Here is a 22,688-nt window from a genome sequence, read left to right on the forward strand (position 1 = left end):
TCATTGACGTGTCAACTACACGGGAGGTCAGCATGAACGCGTCCACCGGCTCCAGGCTCACGTTCGGAATCGACAGCTTCGGCGACATCACCGTCGACGCGACCGGCCGTCCGTACAGCGACGCCGAGGCGATCCGCGCACTCGTCGACGAAGGAGTGCTGGCCGAGAAGTCAGGACTGGACTTCTTCGGGCTCGGGGAGCACCACACCCGCGAGATGCCACTGTCCGCACCGGACCTGGTGCTCGGCTCGGTGGCCGCCCGCACCTCACGGATCCACCTCGGCTCGGCGGTCACCGTCCTCAGCTCCGACGACCCGGTCCGCGTCTTCCAGCGCTACGCCACCCTGGACGCGCTCTCGAACGGTCGCGCCGAGGTGATCCTCGGCCGCGGGTCCAGCAAGGAGTCGTTCCCGCTGTTCGGCTACGACCTCGCGGACTACGACGTGCTGTTCGAGGAGAAGCTGGAACTGTTCGCGGCCCTGCGATCCGAGCAGCCGGTCAAGTGGCAAGGGACCACGCGGGCCGCGCTCGACGGACAACTGGTCGTACCGCGCACCGAGTCCGGGTCCCTGACGACCTGGGTCGGCGTCGGCGGCAACCCGGCCTCGGTGGTGCGCGCCGCCACGCACGACCTCAACCTCATGCTCGCGATCATCGGCGGCAACCCGGCCCGCTTCACGAAGCTCTCCGAGCTCTATCTGAAGAGCCTGGAGAAGAACGGCTTCCCCGAGCGCCCGATCGGCGTCCACTCGCCCGGCCACGTCGCCGACACCGACGAGCAGGCGATCGAGGAGTACTGGCCGTACTACCGGACCTACCTCCTGGAGGCGCGCTACGAGCGCGGCTTCCCGCCCATCACCCGGGAGTACTACGAACGCGAGCTGGAACACGGATCGCTCTACGTCGGCTCGCCGGCCACCGTCGCCGAGAAGATCGCGCGCACCATGCGGCAACTACGGGCGAGCAGGTTCGACCTCAAGTACGGCATGGGCCCGATGCCGCACTCTCAACTGATGCGGTCGATCCAGCTGTTCGGCACGGGCGTGGCACCGCTCGTCCGAGCACGGCTCGAGTCCGACTGACGGGGCCGACGCCCTCGCCCGACCCAACCGCCCGGTCAGTGCGCCAGGAACCTGAGCAGGGCGCGGTTGACCTCTTCGGGGTGTGTCCACAGGAAGCCGTGCGGGGCGTCGGCGATCTCGATGTACGTGGCCTGTGGCAGCAGCGCGCGCAGGGATCTGGCGGTGGCGTCGATGGGCAGGAGGCGGTCGCGGGCGCCGTGGACGATCAGCACCGGGACGTCGATCGCGGCGATGTCGGCGCGAAAGTCGGTGATCCAGGTCGGGATCACCGACACGCGGGCCCGCGTGGACGCGGCGGCCGCGAGGTCCACGAAGGCGTCCAGGGTCTGCGTGCCGAGCCGGGTACCGAGGTTCTCGTCGGGGTTGAGGAAGGCCTCGCGGAGTTCCGCGAAGTAGGCGCGCCCTTCCGGGCGTCGCGCCTTGGCGATCAGCGCGTCGAAGTAGGACAGTTCGAGGCCCTGGGGCGTGTCGCCGGTCCGCAGCAGGAACGGGGGCAATGCGGTGAGGAAGGCGACCTTCGCCACGCGCGCCGAACCGTAGGTGCCCAGGTAGCGCGCGATCTCCCCGGTGCCCGCGGCATGGCCGACCAGGACGGCTTCGTCCAGGCCCAGTTCGACCAGGACGGAGTGCAGATCCGCCGCGAACGTGTCGTAGTCGTAGCCGTTCGCGGCGGGTGAGGAGCGGCCGAACCCCCGGCGGTCGTAGGTGATCACGCGATGGCCGGCCGCCAGGAGTGCCGCGACCTGACGGTCCCAGCCGCGGCTGTCGAGCGGATAGCCATGGATCAGCACGGCGGGCTGCCCGCTTCCGTGGTCCTCGTAGTAGAGGTCGACGGCGGCACTGGTCTCATGGCCGGTCGTGATGTGCGGCATGGCGATCCCTCGGGCGGAAGTCTGCTGGAGCAGCGGGTGGCTGCCCTGCCTCGCGTCCAGCCTGTCCGCGCCCGCCGGCCGCCCGCATCGGTCATCCGACTGCGATGTGCGGCTCCGCCCCCGGCACCCCGGGGGGTTCACCCGACGCGCACCACTGCCTCACCACCCGATGCGGGCGGCGCCGAGGCCAGTTCCCGGCGGGAGGTGATGCCGAGCTTGCCGAAGATCTTGCGCAAGTGCCATTCGACGGTGCGTGGGCTGAGGAAGAGCTGTGCGCCGATCTCGGGATTGGTCAGACCGTCCCGGGCGAGCCGTGCGATGAGGGCTTCCTGCGCGGTCAGCGTGGTAGCCGTCTGTGCGCTGTGGCGGCGGACGCGTTCACCGGTGGCGAGGAGCTCGCGCCGAGCCCGCTCGGCGAACGCCACGACGCCCATCCCGCTCAGCAGACCATGGGCGGTGCGCAGGTGGTCCCGGGCGTCGGTACGGCGGCCCGTGCGGCGCAGCCACTCGCCGAACAGCAGGTGGGCGCGAGCGAGTTCGGGACGCAACGGGGTCCGGCCGAGCCGGTCGATCGCCTCGCGGTACAGCTGCTCGGCCTGCTCGCCGTCGCTCAGCAGTGCCCGCGAGCGGGCCACCAGGCCGAGCCCGACGTCGGTGCCGCCGGGCAGGGCCGAGTGGGCGAGCTGTGTCACGGCGTGACGGGCGGCGGCGGTGTCGCCGCTGCGCACGGCGGCCTCGACCAGTTCGGGCAGCGCCCAGTTCGCGACGAAGAGGTAGGGCGCGCTCTCGCGGGACCGGACGGCTGCCGCCAGCGCGTCCTCGTAGCGGCCGAGGCCGTTGTGGAGGACGGCCGCCGCCCAGTTCGCGTACGTGAGGAAGACGCCCGTCCCGCTGGCCGCGGCGCCGCTGACCGACGCCTCGATCAGCGGGACGGCCGTGGCCTCGTCACCCCGCAGACAGGCAAGCACGATCGGCGCGAAACGAGCCGCCGGGGCTCTGGTCGCCTCGCACACCATGTCGCCCTCGGCGATCAGTGCCGTCGCGGCATCGAAGTCGCCGCTCCACGCCGTGACCGTCGACAGCGTCGACAGGACGATGGGCAGCAGATCGTGGGCGCCGGCGGCGCGCATGACCTCGGCTACCCGTTCGAGCATCGAGCGCCAGGCACCGTGGTCCCACAGAGCGATGGCGGCCGAGTGCGCGAACCAGCCCCACCGCAGGGTTTCCTCCCTGGTGATCTCCGCCGCGGTGAAGGCGTTCAGCACGTCCCGCAGCGCCGGCTCGGCAGCCGCCGGGCCTTGCGTGATCACCAGAGAGAGAGCGTTCAGGACGAGCTCGGGCTTGTCGGGCCGTGCGGAGGGTGGCATTTCCCGGGCGGCGCGGCAGACGTCCGGCAGGCTGCCCTCGGTGGCGAGTCCGCCGGCGAACACCGCGGCCATCCACGCGGCCAGACAGGTCTCGCGCGCCAGAGCGAGATCGAGTGGCACCAGGCGCTCGGCCGCCTTGAGCAGGATCGGCGGGGCGGTGTTCCCCAGCCCCGAAGCGAAGGCGATGTGGCCGCGCAGCAGCTCGGCCCGGGCCCGATGCAGCGGATCCAGCCGGCCGGCCTGCGCGGCGGCCAGGAGTTCCCGGGCCCGCTCGTACGATCCGGCCTGCATGTTGGCCTGCACCGCCGCGAGGCGCCGTTCGGTGTGCCGCACGGTATCGGCCGACAGCAGCGCCGCGCGCTCCAGGAACGCGGCGGCTGCGGCGGGCCCGCCCCGGGCATGGGCGCGGTCGGCCGACCGTTCCAGATCCGCCGCGATGCTTTCGTCCGGTCCGACGGCCGCCTGTGCCCGGTGCCAGGCCCTGCGGTCGGGGTCGACGTCAGGGTCGGTCGCCTCCACCAGGGCCAGATGAACCTTCTGCCGCTCCTGCGGCGCCGCCGACCGGTAGACGGCCGAGCGCAGCAGCGGATGCCGGAACCACACGCGCGTTCCGAACTCCGCGAGGCCGGCCTCGACCGCGGGCGCGGCCGCGTGCAATCCGATCCCCAGGTGGCGGGCGGCACGCCACACCAATGCCGCGTCACCGGACGGGTCGGCGGCAGCCAGGTGCAGCAACTGCTGGGTAGAGGTGGGCAGTTCCGCCAACTGGCGGCGGAACCCCTCTTCGATCCGGTACGACAGCGGCACCGAGCCCGGCAGGCCGAAACCACCTGCCAGCTGATGCGCGGTCGTGCCGCGCAGCGACTCGTGGAGCGCGAGCGGATTCCCGCCGCACTCGGTCACGATCTGATCGCGTACCCGCCCGTCCAGCGATCCGGGCAGCACGGACTCCAGCAGCTCCCGCGCGTACACATCGGGCAGCCCGCCGAGGTGCAGCTCGGGGATCCCGTCCAGCTCGTCGCCGGCGATCCGGGTCCCGAAGACCATGCCGACCGGATCCGCGGCGAGCCGCCGGGCGACGAATCCGAGCGCCTGCGCCGAAGTCCGGTCCACCCACTGGTAATCGTCGATCACGCACAGCAGAGGCTGCTCCTCGCAGGCCTCTGACAGAAGACTGAGGACCGCGAGCCCGATCAGCAGCGGTTTGGGCGGAGCGCCGTCGCACAGCCCGAAGGCCGTACGCAGCGCATCCCGCTGCGGTGCGGGAAGCCGGTCGAGCCGGCCGAGAAGCGGAGCACACAGTTGGTGCAGCCCCGCGAAGACCAGCTCCATCTCCGACTGCACACCGCTCACGCGCAGCACGCGGCACCCTACTGTCCGGCTCGCGAGGTGGTCCAGCAATGCCGACTTGCCCACGCCCGGCTCACCGCGCACGACCAACGCGCGGCTCTCTCCGGCACGTACGGTGTCGAGCAGTTCGGTGAACGCCTCGCGCTCGCCGATCCGGCCTATCAGCCCGGTGCGCCGTACCGGTGTCCCACCCGGCATGTTCATCCCGCCGGCTCGGCGTGGCCGTCCACCCGGCCGATGTCCGCACACCGGGTCCGGAGCATGCCTTCGCGAGCGCCGAGGTCGGCGCAGGGCTTACCGCAGGATTCCATGAAAGTGACTCTATTCGATAGAGGGTGCTCTATCGAATGTTGCAGGTCAGCGCCCGGCCCCGTCAACGGCCCGCGTCGACCTGGACAGATGGCCCTGCCGCGAGGGGAGTTCGGTCGGATGACTGGTCCGCGGCGGGGCGCCCCAAGGATGGTCGGATGACCGATGTGAGCACGGTGTCGAACCCCGAGCCTGGGAGCGTGCCGCGGGCCGAAGCCGCCCCACGGCACCCAACTCTTCATCGAACGGGAGCCCTCATGGACACCATCGGCGCAGACCTGCCCGCACAGGTCAATGTCTCGGTGATCTACTACTCGGCCACCGGAGCCGTGTTCGCCCTCGCCAAGGCCGCGGCCACCGCCGCCGAGAGGGCCGGAGGCGAAGTGCGGCTGCGCAAGGTGCCCGAGCCGGCCCCCGCCGAGGCGATCGCCGCCAATGCCGGCTGGTCGGCGCACCGGGACGTCACCCAGCACGTCAAGGAGGCGACGCACGACGACCTGGCGTGGGCGGACGTCCTCCTGCTCGGGGCGCCGACCCGGTACGGGCTGCCCGCCTCGCAGATGAAGCAGTTCATCGACACCACGGGTCCGTTGTGGGCCGAAGGCCGGCCGGCGGACAAGATCGCGTAGTCCTTCACCGCGACCAGCACCCTGCACGGCAGCCAGGAGTCGACGATCCTGGCGCTCAACAACACCTTCTACCACTGGGGTTGTGCCATCGTCGCGCCGGGCTTCGCGGACTCCTGAGGGCGCCCCGGCCACACGTTCCGGCAGGACACCCCGCATCCGTAGGACAGCCGCGAAGGGCGGACACCATGCAATTCGGCATCTTCTCGGTCGGTGATATCGCACCCGACCCGGTCACCGGCTACACCCAGAGCGAGGCGGAACGGATCAGCAATATCGTGCGCGTCGCTCAACGGGCCGACGAGGTCGGCCTTGATGTGTTCGCGCTCGGAGAGCACCACAACCCCCCGTTCATCCCGTCGTCGCCGACGACCCTGCTCGCGCACATCGCGGCGCTGACCGACTCCTGCTGCGCGCGGGCGTCGGCCGGTCCATCGCCGACGGCGCCTGGGCCGGCTATCAGCACCGGTTCGGCAGCCATGCCACCCGAGCGGAACGGGGTTCCGGCGACGTCGACGTCACGACCGACCTGATGCGGCTTGCGCAGGTGGCCGGTCATGAGGGCACTGCACCTCCCCCTCCTCCGTGGTAGATCGCGGGCCGGATAGGGTCGGTGTACGGACACGGTGGGCACAGCGCGAGGTGAGCGATGAGCAACAGGGGCTACCGCTCCCGCCGACGGGCGGATGCCGCGGCCGCCACCCGGACGGCGATTCTGGCCGCCGCGGAGGAACTGTTCGTCGCTCGCGGCTACTCCTGCGTCACCGTCGCCCAGATCGCCCAAGCCGCTCAAGTGGCGGTGCAGACCGTCTACAGCAGTACCGGGGGCAAGGCGGATATCCTCCGGGAACTGCTGCTCCCCGCGATCAACGACCCGAATGTCGCGGTCACCATGCAGGCGATCGCCGAGACCGACGATCCTCGCGAGGTCATCGACGCCACGGCTCGCGGGACGCGCCGGGCCCACCAGGCGCACTGGACCACGCTGGCCGCCGTGGTGCCGCAGTGCCCCGCCGAGCCGTCCGCCGCGGCGGTGCTCGCGGCCGGGAACGTGGAGTACGTCAAGGCGTTGACGATGGTGGCGGAGCGCCTGGATCACCTGGGCGCGCTCCGTTCCGATGTGGATCTGCCCCGCGCGGTCGACCTGCTCTGGTTCCATCTCGGCCAGGATGCCTGGTTCAGCCTCGTCGGCCATCGGAACTGGACCTTCGACGCCGCCGAGGACTGGCTGGCCGGGGCCGCAAAACGAGCACTTCTCACCGTCCCGGGAAACTGAGCCGGCATCCCTGGTGTGGGGCGGTGCCGCCGGGCACGCCCCCACCTTAGCTCCTTGACGCGTCAAGGAAAAGCCTGCCCGGGTCGCCTGCTCCGAAGCCCTCGCAGCCGTACCGGTCGAACAGTGGATCGGTGACGCGCACCCGGGGGTCGGCCAGGGACTCCCCCGGGCGGTCCTGCGGGCCTGGTCGAGCACTCTGGTCGGCAGGGCGTGGAGCGGGCCCACACCCCGTATCAGGGGCAGCCGAAGCGAGGCGAGAGCGATGAGTGGCAGCGAACCGTGGAGCCGGCGTTCGCAGATCGTCGGCCGCATCCAGGACGTGCAGTGGGTGTGTGCGTACCTCGAGGGCGACTCCGGCCGCGGCCTGCACGTGGTCGGCGAGGCCGGCGTCGGCAAGACGTCGCTGCTCGACGCGGTCGCAGAGGCGGTGGCCGAGTCCGGGACCCGGGTGCTGCGCTCCGACTGCGTCGAGTTCGAGGCGGATGTCTCCTTCGCCGCCCTGCATCAGATCCTGCTGCCCGTGGTCGACGACATCGAGCGGCTGCCGTCCGAGTACCGCCAGGCGCTCCTGGTCGCTCTCGGCTTCGGCACCGGCCCCGCGCCGGACCGGCTGATTCTGGTGAATGCCACGCTGACCCTGCTGCGGCAGGTCGCGGCCGAGGCGCCGCTGCTCCTGATCGTCGACGACCTGCCCTGGCTGGACCGGGCCAGTGCCGTGGTCCTCGGCTTCGTCGCCCGCCGTCTGACCGGCAGCCGGGTCGGATTCATCGGGGCGTCCCGGAGCGGTGCGGAGAACGTCTTCGACCACAGCGGCCTGCACGAGATCGAACTCGGCCCGCTCGACGACGACTCGGCACGGCTGCTGCTCGCCGCCCGGTACCCGGGACTCGCGGCCCGGGTCCGGGCACGGGTGGTGCTCGAGGCCCGCGGCAATCCGCTCGCCCTGCTTGAGCTGCCCGCCGAACTCAGCGGACCGCAGCAGGCCGCGCTGGAGGACCTGCCCGCGGTACTGCCCCTCGGCGAGCGCCTGCGAGCCCTGTTCGTCACCCGCGTCACCGCCCTGCCCGAGGGCCCACGCCGGGTGCTGTTGCTCGCCGCGCTGGACGGCACCGGCGATCTCCGCGTCCTGCACCACGCCGCCGGCCCGGACACCGGTGCCCTTGCGCACCTCGCGACCGCGGAGCGGGAACGCCTGGTCCGGACGGACAGCGCCGCCCGGCGCCTGACGTTCGGCCACCCGCTCATCCGTTCAGCGATCGTGGAGGCGTCCACGATCGCCGAACGGCGTGGCGCGCACCTGGCGCTCGCCGAAGCCCTCGAGGAGCGTCCCGAGCGCCGGGCCTGGCATCTGGCGGAGGCGGCACTCGAACCGGCCGAACCCGTGGCCCAACTCCTGGAACAGGCCGGGCACTTGGTGCTCGGCCGAGGCGACGCGATCGGCGCGGTCGCGGCCCTGACCCGCGCCGCCGATCTCAGCCCGGCAGTCGGCGACCGCGCGCGGCGGTTGGCCGAGGCGGCTTACCTGGGCGCCGAAGCGACCGGCGACGTCGCGGGCGCCGCCGAGTTGCTCCGGCAAGCACAGAGCGCCGATCCCGGCTCAGGCGCCGCCCTGTACGCGGCGGCGGCAACGGTGTACGTCCTCCTCAACGCCGAAGCCGATCTGGGTACCGCACACCAGCTGCTGGTCGGCGCGATCGAAGCGGCCGGACCGGTCTACGACGCCGCGGATCCCGCGCTGGTCGACGCGCTGCACACCTTGCAGCTGGTCTGCTGGTGGAGCGGGCGAGAGGACCTGTGGGCACCGTTCGTCGACACCGTGGCCCGTCTCAAGCCGGCCGCACCGCCGGTACTGGCCATGGCCGCCCGGACCTTCCCCGATCCGGCACGCACCGGCGTCGCGGCCCTTTCCGACCTGGACGAGGTCCGTGAGGTGCTGCGCCGGACGGCCGATCCGACAGTGCTGGTCCGCGGCGCGACCGCGACGGTCTATGTCGACAGGGTAGGCGAACTGCGCGACCGACTCTGGGAGTTGGTGCGTCAAGGCCGGGACGGCAGCGGACCGGCCCGTCGGCACCTCGGCGCCCTGATGCACCTGTGCATGGAGGACTTCCTGACCGGCGAGTGGGAGGAGGCACAGCAACTGGTGGACGAGGGCAGGGCGTTGTGCGACACCGAGTACCCGTTCTTCGCCTGGTACTTCCAGTACAACCAGGCATTGCTGCACGGCGCGCGCGGCGAGACCGGAGCCGGAAACGCACTGACCGAACGCATGGTGCACTGGGGGACGCGGCGGGGTGCCGGCGCAACCGTCGCCTTCGCCCACCAGGCACGGACCCTGGTCGCACTGGGCGCCGGCGACTACGAGTCCGCGTACCGCCACGCGACCGCACTCACCCCGGCCGGGACCCTGGCGCCCTACCGGGCGCACGCGCTGTGGGGTGCCTACGACCTGATCGAAACGGCCGTGAGGACCGGCCGCGAGGCGGAGGCGGCCGCGCATCTGCGGACCCTGCGGGAGTTGGGCACAGCCCGCTTGTCGGACCGTTACGCGATGCTGGTCGCGGGCGCGGCCGGGCTGTGCGCCCCGGACGCCGAAGCCATCGCCCACTTCGAACAGGCACTGTCGGTGCCGGGCGCTGACCGCTGGGTGTTCGAGGCGGCCCGGATCCGGCTGGCGCTCGGCGAACGCCTGCGGCGTACCGGCGCCAAGGGGCAGGCCCGGGCACCACTGACGGCCGCCGCGGATGCCTTCGCCCGGCTCGGGGCCGCGCCCTGGACGGAGCGGGCCCGTACAGAATTGCGCGCGGCCGGCCAGGCCACCCTGCCCGAAACCGCCCAACACCTGCTGACACCCCAGGAGCTGGAGATCGCGCACCTGGCGGCTTCCGGCATGAGCAACAAGCAGATCGGGGAGCGGCTCTACATCTCGCACCGGACCGTCGGAGCCCACCTGTACAAGGTGTATCCGAAACTCGGCATCACGACGCGAGCCGCCCTGCGGGACGCACTCAACGCACTGAACTCGCTGGACTCGATGGATGTGCTGGACGGAGCCGCCGTCAGCTTGAAGCCGCAGGTCAAGGGGCTGGTGTGACGGTCTACTGGGAGTCTCACGCTGGTCGTGGGCGGCAGTCTGAGCAGTAGATCGTCCGTCAGTGGTGGGACTCACCGGTTCCCGCTCGAGGTTGCCGCGTGGCCTTCTACGATCTGGTCTATGGATCCCGAGCCGCGCCAGGGTGATCGTCTGCCCGGCCCGCTCCTGGGCTCTTCCGGATGCGACACCACCTTCGGCAGCCGTTCCGCCCTCTGGCCAAGAACCCCGAGCGCGGCTTTGACTTGCTGGAACACGGCAACGGTCAAGTGAAGGGACATGGACGTGCGCGCACGGGGCATCAACTACGACACCGGGTTCCTCCCAGGGGAAGAGCTCTCCCGCAAGAGCTTCACCCCTGAGACGGTCCGGCACGACATGGCGGTGATCTCCGGGGATCTCCACTGTGACGCCGTTCGTATCTCCGGACGAGAGCCTGAACGGATGAGCGTCGCTGCCCGACACGCTGCAGACGCGGGCCTTGAGGTCTGGTTCGCCCCCTTTCCTGTGGACCTTCCCCCCGACCAGTTGCTCCCGTTCTTCGCTGACTGCGCCGTTCGGGCCGAAGCCGTACGGGAGGCCGGCGCCGATGTGGTGTTCGTCGCCGGCTGCGAGATCAGCGCGTTCTGCGGCGGTTTCCTCCCGGGCGACACCTACGGCGACCGTATGCGGGCCATGGCTGCCGCCGACATGGAGTGGTGGTCCTCCCTCGGACCGGTGCAAGAACGCCTCAACGACTTCCTCTCCCAGATCGCCACGACCGTCCGTACGCACTTCGGCGGGCAGGTCACCTACGCCTCGGCTCCCTGGGAGTTCGTCGACTGGGGTGCGTTCGACCTCGTCGGCATCGATGCCTACCGGGCCGCCTACAACGCCGACACCTTCCGGGACGAGCTGCGTGGGCACCTCGCCCATGGCAAGCCCGTCGCGGTGACCGAGTACGGAACCTGTGCGTACCAGGGCGCGGGAGAACGTGGCGGCATGGCCTGGCAGGTGCCGCACGGCGCGGTCCCGGACGAGGACGAGCAGGCGCGCTACCTCACCGAATTGCTGGACATCTTCGAGGAGGAAGGCGTGGACACCGCGCTCTGGTTCACCTTCGCCGGTTACAGCAGGCCCGGGGAGCAAGACCTTGGCTCCTACGGCGTCGTCCGGATGCTCGACGAGAGGCGCTGGGAACCGAAGAAGGTATTCCACACGATGGCAGCCAGATACCAACGCAGATGATGTACCAAGACCTCCAGCCCCTGGCAGCACCCGCTCTACAGCCCCCGATCATCCGTCAGGCCGGGGTGCGGGCTGAGGTTGATCTACTGCGCAGTCTGCCGCCCCTGACCAGCATGAGCACCCCGAACGACTGCCACACCAGCCCTTTGACCTGCGACTTCGAGTTGGCGGAGGCTCACGGCAGAGCATGAGCACGTTCGCTCCGCGGCTCGGTCGTCAGCCCTGCCCCGGGGCCGACTCCGCGTCCGACTCCGACTCCGACTCCGACTCCGCGACGAGGAGCACGGAGATCCGGCCGGCATGGGCGACGGCATCGCTGACGCGCGGGCTGAAGAAGGCGGCGACCGCGCCCTGGTGATGCGGACCGAGCGCGATGAGATCGGCCTCGACCGCCTCGGCGATGCGCGAGATGACCCCCGGTATCTCGCGGTCCATGGCACGGACGGTCTCCCCGCCGGCTCCGACACCCATCGCTCGCAGTGCGCCGCCGGCTTCCTCGAGAATCGCGTGAACTTCACGGTCCGCCTCGAGCGCGACCACCGTGTCCCGGGCGACAGCGCTCGGCGCGACGTGTACGACGTGAATCCTGGCGCCCGTCAGCCGGGCCAGTTCGCCCGCTGCGCGCACCACGCGGTGCCGGGCGGGGCTCGGGTCGACGGCGACGACGATGCTGCGGTACATGCGACCTTTCCCTCTTTGAGCCTGAGCCGTACAGGACGCTGCTGATCGCGACGAGGACGCGTGGGCGCGCGACAGGCGCGGCCCGGAGACCCTCCGGACTCCGGGCTCGCGCCATGTCACACCCCCGTCTTCTACACCCTCACAGCAGGCCCTTGGGCTCCACGAACTCGGGGTTCCGCTTCAGGGCCGCCCACTCCTCCTTGTACGGCACCCACAGTTCCCGGGCGGCGTCGGCGAGCGGCGACTTCCAGTCGCGGAACCACTCGGCCATCAGCGCGATCGTCGTCACCGGCACCGCCCCCGCCTGCACGAGCCGGAGCACCGAGGTGTCGTGGATCTCCTTGGTCGCGTCACCCACCGCGTCCGCGACGAACGCGACCTCGTACCCATCGGCGATCGCGTCGATCGCCGGGAAGGTCAGGCACACCGAGGTGACGATGCCCGCCATCACCACCTTCTTGCGGCCGGTCGCCTTGACCGCGTCCACGAAGGCGGCGTCCTCCCAGGCATTCATCTGGGACCGGTCGATCTCCTCGACATCGGGCAGCTCGGCCCGGATGGTCTTGATGGTGGGCCCGTTGACACCCATCTCGACGCCGACCGTGCTGAGCACCACCGGGACACCGATGGCCTTCGCGAACTTCGCCAGGTAACGGGTGTTGAGCTCGATGACCCTTCGATCCTGCTCGAAGATCAGGTCGAGCACCCCGTCCTGGTAGTCGATCAGTGCCAGGACGGTCTCCGAGGCGTCGAAGACGGGACGTGTCTGCTCACTCATGACGCTGCCTTTCCCGGGGGTCATATCTCACCGGCCACGCGCCCAGCACTGGGGCCGACCGAGCGGTGAGGTGCGGCGGAGCGTCCGCCGCACCACGAGTTTCCGAGCAAGGACCAGGCCGGCACATCGGTCGTACGACTGCCGGTTGACCGACGCCCATGGTGCAGTCGATCGACTGGACCGGTGCAGGTACCGAGCAGTTCCCTCACGCCCCGAGTACGCATGGTGGGACCGTCACGGCTCAGGGCGGGTGCTCACCCCGCGCGGCCACGGCGAACGGATTGTCGCCCTGCGCCGACAGCGTGCGGACCTCGGCGTGCAGGGCGGTGTTGGCCTGTGTCGATGTCTGGCCCGAGTGCGAGCGGTGGCAGCAGGTGGCAGCAGGTGGCAGCAGCCAATCAGCGACGCCTGCTGACTGATGCCTTGTGCCCGCGTGCCTTATAACGGAGGCGACTGCTCGCCGCCGTCACTGTGTGCCTTCTCTGCCTGAGGGATGGCGGTCCTTGGCGTTGAACACCGCCAGAGAGTGTGCCCCGGGCAGAAGCGCCCGTTCCAGCGGGCGTAGGAGTGTGTCCTCCAGGCCTCCCACCGCTTCGGCGAGCTCTTCCGAAACATCCCGGATGATCTCCTCCGCCACAGCGTCCACCGGAGTGCGGGGGCCCATCTTGCTGACCGCGGCGGCCGCGCGAGCGGGGGTGAGGAGTGCCGAGGCCTGGGCCAGGAGCCAGGCGGGAACTCCGGCCGCTCCCTGCGGCGGTGGCAGATAGGGACGTGCGCCGTTGAACCGCTCGTCCTCGGCGAAAGACGTTTGCTTCACTTTGCCCACCGGACGCATGCCCGCGCCTGCGGAATCAGCCTCCGGCCATTCGCCGGCCGGCTTGAGGACGTAGCCTTCGGCGAGATTGTCCGCCAGTTCGGGCAGTCCGAAGAGAGCCGGGACTCTTGTGGAGAAGGCGCACGGCAGCTCCTGGAGCTTGTTCAGTGCGCCGTGCCCGAGAGCGGGAGGGCAGGCGAGCCCCGCCGTCGCCGCGGCTCCGCGCAGAGCACGGTCAGAGATCCAACAACGGCCCTCAGTCCTCTCGACCGATGCGTCGAACGGTAGCCAGTGCAGGCCCGGCGCGTACCACACGCCCGTCTGTACCGGCTCGGCCCCGGCAACGGCAGGAACATCTGGGTGCGGGTAGCATCCACCGGCCAGCTCGCCGTAGATCGTCACCACCGCAGCGTCACCCCACACACTGCGCAGTGCGGAGGCGAAACGGGCTGCCGCCACCGACAACACCGGCCAGACCCTGCTCACGCCGAAGAAGCCATCCAGCGCATCGTTGCCCAACAGCTCACGCCGCTTCGCCGGATGGACCCCAGAACCATCACACACCACCGCGAAGTGCGCACCGTGCACCTTCTCCACCGCGACCCACTCCCGGGCCCCGGACACACCAAGCCGTCCCCTCGCGGAGATCTTGGGATACGGCCATAGCGCGGAACCCGCAGACGCAGTGTCGGACATAGGGAGGATCATCGCTGTCTGCCCAGCCCCCGGGCAACCAGGATTCACCGTGACAACTCCGGAAGGTCGAACTGGCCGAACTGGCCCGTCCTTTGCACCGCACTGCGCGGTGCCGGATGCCCGCTCACGGCTCGGCGGCGAGTCTTCGGAGCAGGCCGAGGTCCACGTCCAGCAGGCTGCGTACCACTGTCCGGCGCGGTGCCGGGGGGACGGGCGTGAGCGAGGGTACGGCGAGCACCGCGCAGTCGGCCGTCTCTGCGGACTCGACGCCGGTCGGGCTGTCCTCGACGGCGACGCAGGCGGTCGGGTTGGTGCCGAGGGCGGCCAGTGCCGCCCGGTAGGGGTCTGGAAAGGGCTTGGTGCGCGGGGTCTCGCCGGCCGCGACGGAGGTGGTGAACCAGTGCCGCCCCAGGACGTCGAGGACGGTGTCCACGACGGGCCGGGGCGAGGCCGAGACCAGCGCCGTGGCCACGCCCGCGGCCCGGAGCGCCGCGAGGAGCTCGACGGCCCCGGGCAGGGGGGCGACCTGCCCGCGTACGAGTTCCGTGAAGCGCCGTTCAAGGGACGCGCCGAGCCGGGCCGTCTCGGCACGGCCGTCCGCGCGGTGGGCGAGATGGGCGGCGCTGTCCTCGATCGAGCGGCCGAGGACGAACGGGAGGTCCGCGTCCGTCAGGTCGAGGCCGAGGCCGTGGGCCTCGACCTCGACCGTCCGCAGCCAGAGCCGCTCGGTGTCGACGAGTGTGCCGTCCATGTCGAAGAGGACTGCCTGGAGTTCGGTGGGCACGGAGTCTCCCTGGTGGTGTCGGTCATGCGTCCGTCAGGTACGGGCCCGGAGCCCGATCCGGAGGGTGCGGATCTCGAACGGGCGCAGCGTGAGGTGGAGCGACGTGTTCTCCGGTGTGCCGGGCCGGGTGGGTTCCGCTCCGTCCAGGGGGCGTTCGAGGAGGTCCGTCTCGGTCACGGTGTCCCACGGGGCGGCGATGGTCAGCGCGGCCCGGGCTCGTCCGCCGTGGGCTTCGTAGAGCCGGACGACGAGGTCGCCGGAGCGGTCGTCGGCGAGCTTGACGGCCTCGATGACGACGGCCTCGTCGTCCGTGCTGACAAGGGGGGTCACCTCCGTCGCCCCGGGGACGGCGCGCTCCGCCAGGTTGAAGGCGTACCCCTCGCGTACCGCGTCGGCAATGGCGGCGCCGAGGACGAAGCCGTAGCGCAGCCGGTGGCGGCCCTGGTCGGCGTCCGGGTCGGGGAAGCGGGGGGCCCGCAGCAACGAGAGCCGTACGGTCGTGGTCGTGCCGCCGTCCTGGCGTACATCCCGGGTGACCTCGTGGCCGTACGTCGAATCGTTGACCAGGGCGGCGCCCCAGTCGTTCTCGCCCACGTGCAGGTAGCGGTGGGCGCAGATCTCGAACTTGGCCGCGTCCCAGCTGGTGTTGGTGTGGGTGGGGCGTTTGACGTGTCCGAAGGGGATCTCGGCGCTGGAGTGGTCGGCGCGCAGGACGAGCGGGAACGCGGCCTTGAGGAGCTTCTCCTTCTCGTGCCAGTCGATCTCGGTGTCGATGTCGAGCCGCCGGGAGCCCTCGCGCAGCGACAGGAGCTGCTCGATCCGGGAGTCGCCGAAGGTCCTGACGATCCGGACGCCTTCGGGCTCGGCGCGCAGGATGTCGGCCTCGGTGAGGTCGTGGACGGTGTTGCGGTAGAACTCGTCGATGTCCCAGGCGTCGTACTCGTTGGGGAAGTCCTGGTGCAGTTGGAGAAGGTTGGCCGCGGCGCCCGGGGCGAGGGCCTCACGGTCGGCCGTCAGGTCGATCGCCGAGGTGATCAGACCGCGGGCGTCGATCTCGATCTTCACGAGGTTGTTGTCGAGGACGAAGCCGTTCCCGGACCGCACCGGCGCGACCGCGGGGTGGACGGGCGTGGTGCGGACGGTCGCGCCGAGGGCGGGGACGTCGCCGCGGGCATGCGGTGCGGAGTTGAAGACGACGGTCCGCTCCCCCTCGCCGGCCAGCGCACGCTGGGCCGAGGAGACGATCCCGTCCAGCTCGCCGAGGACCTCGGTGTAGGTCTGCTCGGCCTCTCGGTGCACCCATGCGATGGAGGAGCCGGGCAGGATGTCGTGGAACTGGTGCAGCAGCACGGTCTTCCACAGCCGGTCGAGCGCGTCGTACGGGTAGGGGACGCCTGCGCGCATCGCCGCTGTGGCCGACCAGAGTTCGGCCTCGCGCAGCAGGTGTTCGCTGCGCCGGTTGCCCTGCTTGGTGCGCAGCTGGCTGGTGAGCGTTCCGCGGTGGAACTCCAGGTACAGCTCTCCCACCCACACCGGGGCGTCGGGGTATTCGGCCTCGGCGCGGGTGAAGAATTCCGCGGGAGGCTCAATAACCACCCGGGGCGAGCCTTCCAGGCTGCTCAGGCGCGCGGCACGGGCCAGCATCTCGCGGGTGGGACCGCCGCCGCCGTCGCCGTATCCGAACGGGAGGAGTGAGCTGCCGGCCGCGCCCTTGTCACGGAAGTTGCTGACCGCGTGGGCGAGTTCGGCGCCGGTGAGCTCGGCGTTGTACGTGTCGACGGGCGGGAAGTGGCTGAAGATCCGGGTGCCGTCGATGCCCTCCCAGCGGAAGGTGTGGTGTGGGAACTTGTTGGTGGTGTTCCAGGAGATCTTCTGGGTGAGGAACCAGCGCACACCCGCCAGTTTCATCAGCTGCGGCATGGCCGCGTTGTAGCCGAAGGTATCGGGCAGCCACATCTCCTGGGTCTCGACGCCGAACTCCTTGGCGTAGAACCGCTTGCCGTGGATCAGTTGCCGGGCGAAGGCCTCGCCGCCGGTGATGTTGGTGTCGGGTTCCACCCACAGGCTGCCGACCGGCAGGAACTGGCCGCTCTTCGCCTTCTCCTGGACGCGGGCGTACACCTCGGGGCGCTTCTCCTTCAGCCACGCCAGCTGCTGGGCCTGGGACATGGCGAAACGGAAGTCCGGGTGGTCGCCCATGAGGTGGGTGACGTTGGAGAGCGTGCGGGCGACCTTGCGGACGGTCTCGCGCATCGGCCACAGCCAGGCGGTGTCGATGTGGGCGTGTCCGACGGCGGAGACGCGGTGGGCGCTCGGGGCGGCCGGGGCCGACAGGGCCGGACGGAGGACCTCACGGGCGGCGGGCGCACTGGCGGAGATGGACTGGAGGTCGACGGCGTCCAGGGCCCGGTCGATCGTCTGCAGGAGCTGCCAGCGCCGGGGGTCGGCCTCGGGGAGCGCGTGCATCAGCTCACCGAGCACGTCCAGGTCCTGGGCGAGTTCCCAGACCTCGGTGTCGAAGACGGCGAGGTCCAGGCGGAGCAGCTGGTACAGCGTGTCGCCGGCTTGCCCGCTCCCGGTCGTCCATGGGGGCAGGCCTCCGAGCGAGGTCGGCATGTGGCTGTCGCAGAGGGCCGGGTTGGCGGCGGCCTCGATGTAGTACGTGAACTCCTCACCCCCTTGTGCCGGGTCGGCGATCGGAACCCAGCCGTTGCGGGGGTTGAGCGCTTTGAGCACGGTCCCGTCGGGCCGGTGGATCAGGCCCTCGGCGGAGAAGCCGGCGCCGGTGACGTTGAAGCCGAGGTCGAGGACGGCCTCGACCCGCTGCCCGGCCCACTCCTCGGGAACCCTGCCGGTGATCTTGAACCAGCTGGTCGACCAGGCGGGCCCCCAGCGGTGTCCGACCTGGACCGGCCGGTACGGCGCGGCCAGGCCGGCGGCGACCGGCACCGGCTCGCCCGGGGCATTCCAGATCCCGGCCTGGAGCGGGACGGTCCGGGCGTGCACGGACGGTCGGATCCGCTCCGTGAGCACCCGCTTCAGGCGCTGCTCGATCAGGCGTTGCTTGCTGTGCATGGGCTTCTCCGGGCGGTTGTCAGTCCTGGGCGGGGCCGAGGTCGGGCCGGTCCCGCAGCTCTACGGTGCGGGACGCGGTGGCGTGGAGTTCGAGGACGGTGATCTCGTTGCGGCCGGGACGCAGCGCCGGCGCGGGTACGTACAGGGTGGTCTGCGGGCCCCGGGACCAGTAGCGGCCCAGCGGAAAGCCGTTGACCCAGGCGTGCCCCTTGGTCCAGCCGTCCAGGGCGAGGTAGCCGTCGGCGGGCCTGCCGAGTTCGAAGAAACCGTGGTGGAAGGCCGGGCCGACGAGGGGCGCGGCAGGGGTGAGGGTGAGGGCGTCGAGGCTGTCCAGCGGCAGCGGGCTGCTGCTCCAGTCCACGAGTTCCGCGCCGTTGACGGTGACCTGGCCGAGCAGGCCCTTGCGGTCGTGGATGCCGGGTCCGTAGTTGACCCGGCCTTGGTTCTCCACCAGGACCGCGAGCCGGGCGCCGCTCCTGGGCGAGACAAAGGCGAGGGCGTGCTCGTGGTTCTCCCGTTCCAGTACGCCGACGGGCTGCCCGTCCACGAAGACCTGGGCCCGGTCGCGGACCTCGCCCACCCGCAGCACGGCCGGCCCCGCGGTCGGCAACTCCGTCTCGTACAGCACGAAGCCGAAGGACTGGCCGAGCTGCTCCATGGTGAGCGGGCGGTCGGCGCGGACCGCCAACCCGAACAGGTGGGCCTGGTCGAACAGGCCTGCGCAGCGGTCGAGTTCCACGAGGGTGGGGGCGAGCTTCGGGCCGGGAGCGGGACGGGGCTCGTCGGGGACGAGGGCGTACCGGGCGATGACCTCGCGGAACGCCTCGTACTTGGGGGTGGGGTCGCCGGCTTCGTCGAGGAGGGCGTCGTAGTCGTAGGAGGTGACCGTGGGGCGGTAGGAGCCCTTGTCGTTGGCTCCGTTGGTGAGGCCGAAGTTGGTGCCGCCGTGGAACATGTAGATGTTGACGGAGGCGCCGGCGGCGAGCAGGCGGTCGAGGTCGGCTGCCGCGTCCGCGGCGTCGCGGGTGGTGTGGACGCCGCCCCAGCGGTCGAACCAGCCGATCCAGAACTCCGAGCACATCAGCGGCCCGGTCGGCTGGATCCGGCGCAACTGGTCGAGGCCCGCCTCGACGCGGCTGCCGAAGTTCACGGTGCGCAGCACGCCGTCCAGGCCGCCACGGGCGAGGTCGGCGGGCTGGTCGCAGGTGAAGAGGGGGACGTCGACGCCGTGGGCGCGCAGCAGACCGGCGAGGTCCGCGAGATAGCCGGCGTCGTCACCGTAGGCCCCGTACTCGTTCTCCAACTGCACCGCGATGATCGGTCCGCCGGCGGAGGACAGGTAAGGCTTCAGCGGCGGGAGGAGGGCGGCGAGATAGCCGTCGACGGCTGCGAGGAAGCGGGGGTCGCGGCTGCGCAGCTCGATGCCGTCCTCCGCGAGCAGCCACGAGGGCAGGCCGCCGCCCTCCCATTCGGCGCAGATGTACGGGCCGGGGCGGAGGAGGACGTGCAGGCCCTCCGCGGCGGCGAGATCGAGGAAGCGGGGCAGGTCGAGACCTCCGTCCAGCCGGAATTCACCGGGCCTGGGGGCGTGGAGGTTCCAGGGGACGTAGGTCTCGACCGTGTTGAGTCCCAGCAGCCTCGCCTTGTGGAGCCGATCGGCCCACTGCTCCGGGTGGACGCGGAAGTAGTGCAGTCCGCCCGAGATGATGCGGAACGGGTGGTCGTCGAGACGGAATCCGTTCTCGGCGATCTCCAGTCGGGGCATGCTGGGGTGCTCCTAAATGTGGGTGCGGAAGGGATGATCAGGCAAGCCGGCGGCAGAGCAGAGCGTCGGGAACGCCTCCGTGGTTCCACTTCCACGTGTAGGCGACGCCTGCGAGGTACTCGTTGTCGGCGCACTGGCCCTTGTAGTAGCCCGGGGCCCAGTCGCTGCCGGTCGAGCCTCCGGTGGCGGGACGGTTGTCACCGCCGTCGAACCAGACCGCGCGGCCGGTGGTGGGCAGGGAGTTGGTTGCCGGGGCGCACAGGAGGGCCGTCATGGCGTTGCTGCGCACGCTGTAGCCGACCACGAAGGTGTTGTCCGGGCACTGGAGCTTGTTGTAACCGCTCGCCCAGTCGGCGCCGGATACATATCGTTCGTCGGTGACGACGGTCCAGGCGCCGTTCCCCTTCGTCGGCTGGCCGGCGTCGGTGCACAGTCCTCGGCTGTCGCTGCGGCCGAGCCCGACGAGCCGCTGGCTGTCCGGGCAGTTGGCCTTGCGGTTGCCCGGGGACCAGTCCGGCTTCGCCAGCATGGTGGCGGAGACGTTGTAGTCGGCGTAGTCCAGGTTGAGCATGTTCCAGCGGGGTGCCGGGGCGATCCGGCCGGTCTTGCCGGCGGAGTTGACGAGCTTGTTCCAGTCGGTGGCGCGCCAGTCGCCGACGTCCATGACACCGAGTCGTGTGCCGTTCGCACTGTAGTTGACCATGGCCCAGTTGTCCTGCGGTGTGCCGTTCGTGTCGGTCCAGCCGACCAGAGGCCAGATCGCGAAGTCGGTGTCGTTCTTCACCAGGATGTCGGTGAAGTTGGCGAACCAGGCGCGTTCCTTGGCGTCGATGTCGCCGCGGCCGGCGGCGCCGAACTCGCTGATCCACACGGGCGCGGTGAAGTGCTGGCCGGACCGGGTGACGAACAGGGCCTGGTCGTCGACGACCCGGGCGAGCTGTGCGGGGGTGAATTCCTCGTAGCGCGGGTCGTGTGTCTCGCCCGTTCCGGTGGCGCCGGTGTGGTTCGGGCCGGTGTAGCCGTAGAAGTGGGCTGCGTAGACGAGTTTGTCGGAGCGGATCAGGGTGTTGGACAGGGTGGCGACCGGGGTGAGTGTCGGGCGGCTGTGGGGGGTCAGGTCGGTCGGTATGCCCTGCCAGTTGATGCCCTCCATGATGACGAGCATGTCCGGGTTGGCCTGCAGGATCTTGTTGCCGGCTTCTTCCAGGGCCTTGTTGAGGTCGTGGTCGTCGCCCCAGCCCCAGTTCGCGTCGTTCCAGGTGTCGCGGCGAACCTCGTTGCGCAGATCGGCTCCGACGACCCGCTTGTCGGCCTGGTAGCGCTTCGCCAGGAACACCCAGTCGTCGATCCACGCTTGCGTCGACTGGCCGCTGTTCCAGCGCTCGTTGCCGTCCAGACCGCAGCAGAAGCGGTAGCTGGTGGTGTGGTTGTTGAGGATGACGGCGAAGCCGTCTGCGGTCAGGGCTCCGACGACGGCGTCGAGCACCTGCAACGGGGTCTTGCCCTTGAGCTGCGGGTTGGCGGCGACGGCCGAGTCAGGGACGGCGCTCGTGTCGTGGATGAGTGCGTTGGCGAACGGGAGCCGGATGCTGTTCAGGCCCAGGGCGTGGAAGTCGGCCAGGATCTGGGCCATCGGCTTCCGGTCGAGGCCGAGCGGGATGTTGTGCGACATCTGCCTCGCCTGGTGGTTGGCGACGTCGTTGACGTCGCCGCTGCCCTGCCAGGTGCCCTGGGCGCCGGCCCAGTTGCCGGACTTGAGCTTGAACCGGTCGCCGTCGGCGTCGACGACGTATCGGTCCCGGGTGGACAGCGGGGCGGTCCATGAGGCGGCGAGCTGTGCGCCGGTGAGGGCCGGGGGCGGCGGTGCCGTCCCTGTGTCCGCCGCGGCGGCGGTGGGGGTGAGGGTGCAGAGGAGGAGCGCGGACGACGTGGCGAGGGCCGCGGTCGCGCGTCGGAGCAGGGTGATGCGAGGTGTCACGGGGAAGCTCCTTGCGGGTGGGGGACGTGTGCCTGCCTTGTGCGTGGTGTGGAACGGTGTGGTGCGGTGGATCAGCCTTTGAGGCCGCTGGTGGCGATGCCCTCGACGATGTAGCGCTGGGCGACGAGGAACATGACGACCAGGGGCGTGATGGTGACGACGGCGCCGGCGAAGAGACCGGGCAGGTTGATGGTCTGCGAGGTGAGGAAGGTGGACAGCGCGATCTGCGCGGTCCAGGCGGACGGGTCCTGGCCGATGACCAGCGGCCACAGGAAGGAGTTCCAGCTGTCGATGAAGGACAGCGCCCCGAGCGAGGCCAGCATCGCTCCGGAGCTCGGCAGGGCGATCCGGCGGTACAGGCCGAGCCAGCCCAGGCCGTCGATTCGTCCGGCGTCTTCGATCTCACTCGGGAACTGGAGGTAGAAGTTGCGGAACAGCAGGACCGCGAACGGGTTGAAGAGGCCGGGCACAATGATGCCCCACAGTGTGTTGACACCGCCCATGGAGCCGACGACGACGAACGTCGGTACGAAGGTGACCGAGCCGGGGATCATCAGCGTGGCCACCACCAGGGCGAGCACCACACCGCGTCCCGGGACCGGAATCCGGGCGAGTGCGTAGCCGGCCGCGGAGGCGAGGAGCGTGGAGACCGGTGCGGTGACGGCGGCGATGAGCAGCGAATTGCCGAGGGCCTGGCCCATGAAGACGGCAGGGTCGTCGAACAGGGCGGTGAAGTTCTCGAAGTGCATCGTCGAGGGCCACCACGTCCACTCCGGCGCCGTGAGGCCCTGGGAGTCCATGAGGGAGTTGCGGAGCAGCAGGTAGAAGGGCGCCAGGAAGGCCGCGGTGAGGAGGCCGACGAGGAGGCCGCGGGCGAGGATGCGCGCGGATCGGGACAGTCCGGGCAGGGTGATCAT

Annotated in this window: 15 protein-coding genes and 1 pseudogene; 6 read left to right on the plus strand and 10 right to left on the minus strand. The window is 70.4% G+C overall.

Annotated elements, in window-relative coordinates:
- Window positions 1-32 precede the first annotated feature (32 nt).
- Window positions 33-1,082, plus strand: a complete 1,050-nt coding sequence (locus tag ACZ7L9_RS12455) for an LLM class flavin-dependent oxidoreductase (RefSeq protein WP_471414752.1) — start codon at window positions 33-35, stop codon at window positions 1,080-1,082.
- 35 nt (window positions 1,083-1,117) lie between these two features.
- Here ACZ7L9_RS12455 and ACZ7L9_RS12460 read toward each other — a convergent pair whose 3' ends face one another.
- Entirely contained in the window at window positions 1,118-1,954 is an 837-nt protein-coding gene (locus ACZ7L9_RS12460) for an alpha/beta fold hydrolase (protein WP_471414754.1), read from the minus strand.
- 137 nt (window positions 1,955-2,091) lie between these two features.
- Window positions 2,092-4,869 (minus strand): helix-turn-helix transcriptional regulator, encoded by a 2,778-nt coding sequence (locus ACZ7L9_RS12465; RefSeq protein ID WP_471414755.1) that lies wholly within the window; start codon window positions 4,867-4,869, stop codon window positions 2,092-2,094.
- Between the two features lie 368 nt (window positions 4,870-5,237).
- On the opposite strand from ACZ7L9_RS12465, the gene ACZ7L9_RS12470 reads away from it, so the two are divergent.
- From ACZ7L9_RS12470 to ACZ7L9_RS12490, 5 genes and pseudogenes are all read left to right on the plus strand, one after another.
- The gene (locus ACZ7L9_RS12470; protein WP_471414757.1) at window positions 5,238-5,609 is read left to right on the plus strand and encodes a flavodoxin family protein; all 372 of its coding nucleotides are present in this window, start codon (window positions 5,238-5,240) and stop codon (window positions 5,607-5,609) included.
- 185 nt (window positions 5,610-5,794) lie between these two features.
- Window positions 5,795-6,010: pseudogene (locus tag ACZ7L9_RS12475) on the plus strand (LLM class flavin-dependent oxidoreductase); the annotation flags it as partial.
- Window positions 6,011-6,255: 245 nt separating this feature from the next.
- On the plus strand, window positions 6,256-6,882 hold the full coding sequence (locus ACZ7L9_RS12480; RefSeq protein WP_471414758.1) for a TetR family transcriptional regulator: 627 nt from the start codon (window positions 6,256-6,258) through the stop codon (window positions 6,880-6,882).
- Window positions 6,883-7,144: 262 nt separating this feature from the next.
- Window positions 7,145-9,976: a helix-turn-helix transcriptional regulator gene (locus ACZ7L9_RS12485; RefSeq protein WP_471414760.1), complete on the plus strand. Its 2,832-nt coding sequence runs from the start codon at window positions 7,145-7,147 to the stop codon at window positions 9,974-9,976.
- 282 nt (window positions 9,977-10,258) lie between these two features.
- Window positions 10,259-11,200: a hypothetical protein gene (locus ACZ7L9_RS12490; RefSeq protein WP_471415188.1), complete on the plus strand. Its 942-nt coding sequence runs from the start codon at window positions 10,259-10,261 to the stop codon at window positions 11,198-11,200.
- A gap of 216 nt (window positions 11,201-11,416) precedes the next feature.
- Here ACZ7L9_RS12490 and ACZ7L9_RS12495 read toward each other — a convergent pair whose 3' ends face one another.
- The 8 genes from ACZ7L9_RS12495 to ACZ7L9_RS12530 all read right to left on the minus strand — a co-directional run bounded on the left by ACZ7L9_RS12495 (window position 11,417) and on the right by ACZ7L9_RS12530 (window position 22,688).
- Window positions 11,417-11,881, minus strand: a complete 465-nt coding sequence (locus ACZ7L9_RS12495; RefSeq protein ID WP_471414763.1) for a universal stress protein — start codon at window positions 11,879-11,881, stop codon at window positions 11,417-11,419.
- A 139-nt stretch (window positions 11,882-12,020) separates the two neighbouring features.
- Window positions 12,021-12,659, minus strand: coding sequence for an isochorismatase family protein (locus ACZ7L9_RS12500; RefSeq protein ID WP_471414764.1), 639 nt, complete (start codon window positions 12,657-12,659; stop codon window positions 12,021-12,023).
- A 466-nt stretch (window positions 12,660-13,125) separates the two neighbouring features.
- Window positions 13,126-14,097 (minus strand): RNA ligase family protein, encoded by a 972-nt coding sequence (locus ACZ7L9_RS12505; protein ID WP_471414766.1) that lies wholly within the window; start codon window positions 14,095-14,097, stop codon window positions 13,126-13,128.
- Between the two features lie 196 nt (window positions 14,098-14,293).
- Entirely contained in the window at window positions 14,294-14,953 is a 660-nt protein-coding gene (locus ACZ7L9_RS12510; protein ID WP_471414768.1) for an HAD family hydrolase, read from the minus strand.
- A 33-nt stretch (window positions 14,954-14,986) separates the two neighbouring features.
- Window positions 14,987-18,028, minus strand: a complete 3,042-nt coding sequence (locus ACZ7L9_RS12515) for an alpha-mannosidase (protein WP_471414770.1) — start codon at window positions 18,026-18,028, stop codon at window positions 14,987-14,989.
- A gap of 19 nt (window positions 18,029-18,047) precedes the next feature.
- Window positions 18,048-19,793, minus strand: coding sequence for a glycoside hydrolase family 35 protein (locus ACZ7L9_RS12520; RefSeq protein ID WP_471414772.1), 1,746 nt, complete (start codon window positions 19,791-19,793; stop codon window positions 18,048-18,050).
- Between the two features lie 37 nt (window positions 19,794-19,830).
- Window positions 19,831-21,771 carry a glycoside hydrolase family 5 protein gene (locus tag ACZ7L9_RS12525; RefSeq protein ID WP_471414774.1) on the minus strand — a complete coding sequence of 647 codons (1,941 nt, stop codon included), beginning with the start codon at window positions 21,769-21,771 and terminating at the stop codon, window positions 19,831-19,833.
- Between the two features lie 71 nt (window positions 21,772-21,842).
- On the minus strand, window positions 21,843-22,688 hold the full coding sequence (locus ACZ7L9_RS12530; RefSeq protein WP_471414776.1) for a carbohydrate ABC transporter permease: 846 nt from the start codon (window positions 22,686-22,688) through the stop codon (window positions 21,843-21,845).

It is taken from the genome of Streptomyces sp. NPDC111516 (assembly GCF_055635345.1).

What these genes read in the sequence shown, in the direction of transcription:
- ACZ7L9_RS12480 (WP_471414758.1), top strand. Translation starts at nt 6,256, where the DNA reads ATGAGCAACAGGGGCTACCGCTCCCGCCGACGGGCGGATGCCGCGGCC.
- ACZ7L9_RS12465 (WP_471414755.1), bottom strand. Translation starts at nt 4,869, where the DNA reads ATGCCGGGTGGGACACCGGTACGGCGCACCGGGCTGATAGGCCGGATC.
- ACZ7L9_RS12520 (WP_471414772.1), bottom strand. Translation starts at nt 19,793, where the DNA reads ATGCCCCGACTGGAGATCGCCGAGAACGGATTCCGTCTCGACGACCAC.
- ACZ7L9_RS12495 (WP_471414763.1), bottom strand. Translation starts at nt 11,881, where the DNA reads ATGTACCGCAGCATCGTCGTCGCCGTCGACCCGAGCCCCGCCCGGCAC.
- ACZ7L9_RS12470 (WP_471414757.1), top strand. Translation starts at nt 5,238, where the DNA reads ATGGACACCATCGGCGCAGACCTGCCCGCACAGGTCAATGTCTCGGTG.
- ACZ7L9_RS12515 (WP_471414770.1), bottom strand. Translation starts at nt 18,028, where the DNA reads ATGCACAGCAAGCAACGCCTGATCGAGCAGCGCCTGAAGCGGGTGCTC.
- ACZ7L9_RS12530 (WP_471414776.1), bottom strand. Translation starts at nt 22,688, where the DNA reads ATGATCACCCTGCCCGGACTGTCCCGATCCGCGCGCATCCTCGCCCGC.
- ACZ7L9_RS12485 (WP_471414760.1), top strand. Translation starts at nt 7,145, where the DNA reads ATGAGTGGCAGCGAACCGTGGAGCCGGCGTTCGCAGATCGTCGGCCGC.
- ACZ7L9_RS12455 (WP_471414752.1), top strand. Translation starts at nt 33, where the DNA reads ATGAACGCGTCCACCGGCTCCAGGCTCACGTTCGGAATCGACAGCTTC.
- ACZ7L9_RS12500 (WP_471414764.1), bottom strand. Translation starts at nt 12,659, where the DNA reads ATGAGTGAGCAGACACGTCCCGTCTTCGACGCCTCGGAGACCGTCCTG.
- ACZ7L9_RS12460 (WP_471414754.1), bottom strand. Translation starts at nt 1,954, where the DNA reads ATGCCGCACATCACGACCGGCCATGAGACCAGTGCCGCCGTCGACCTC.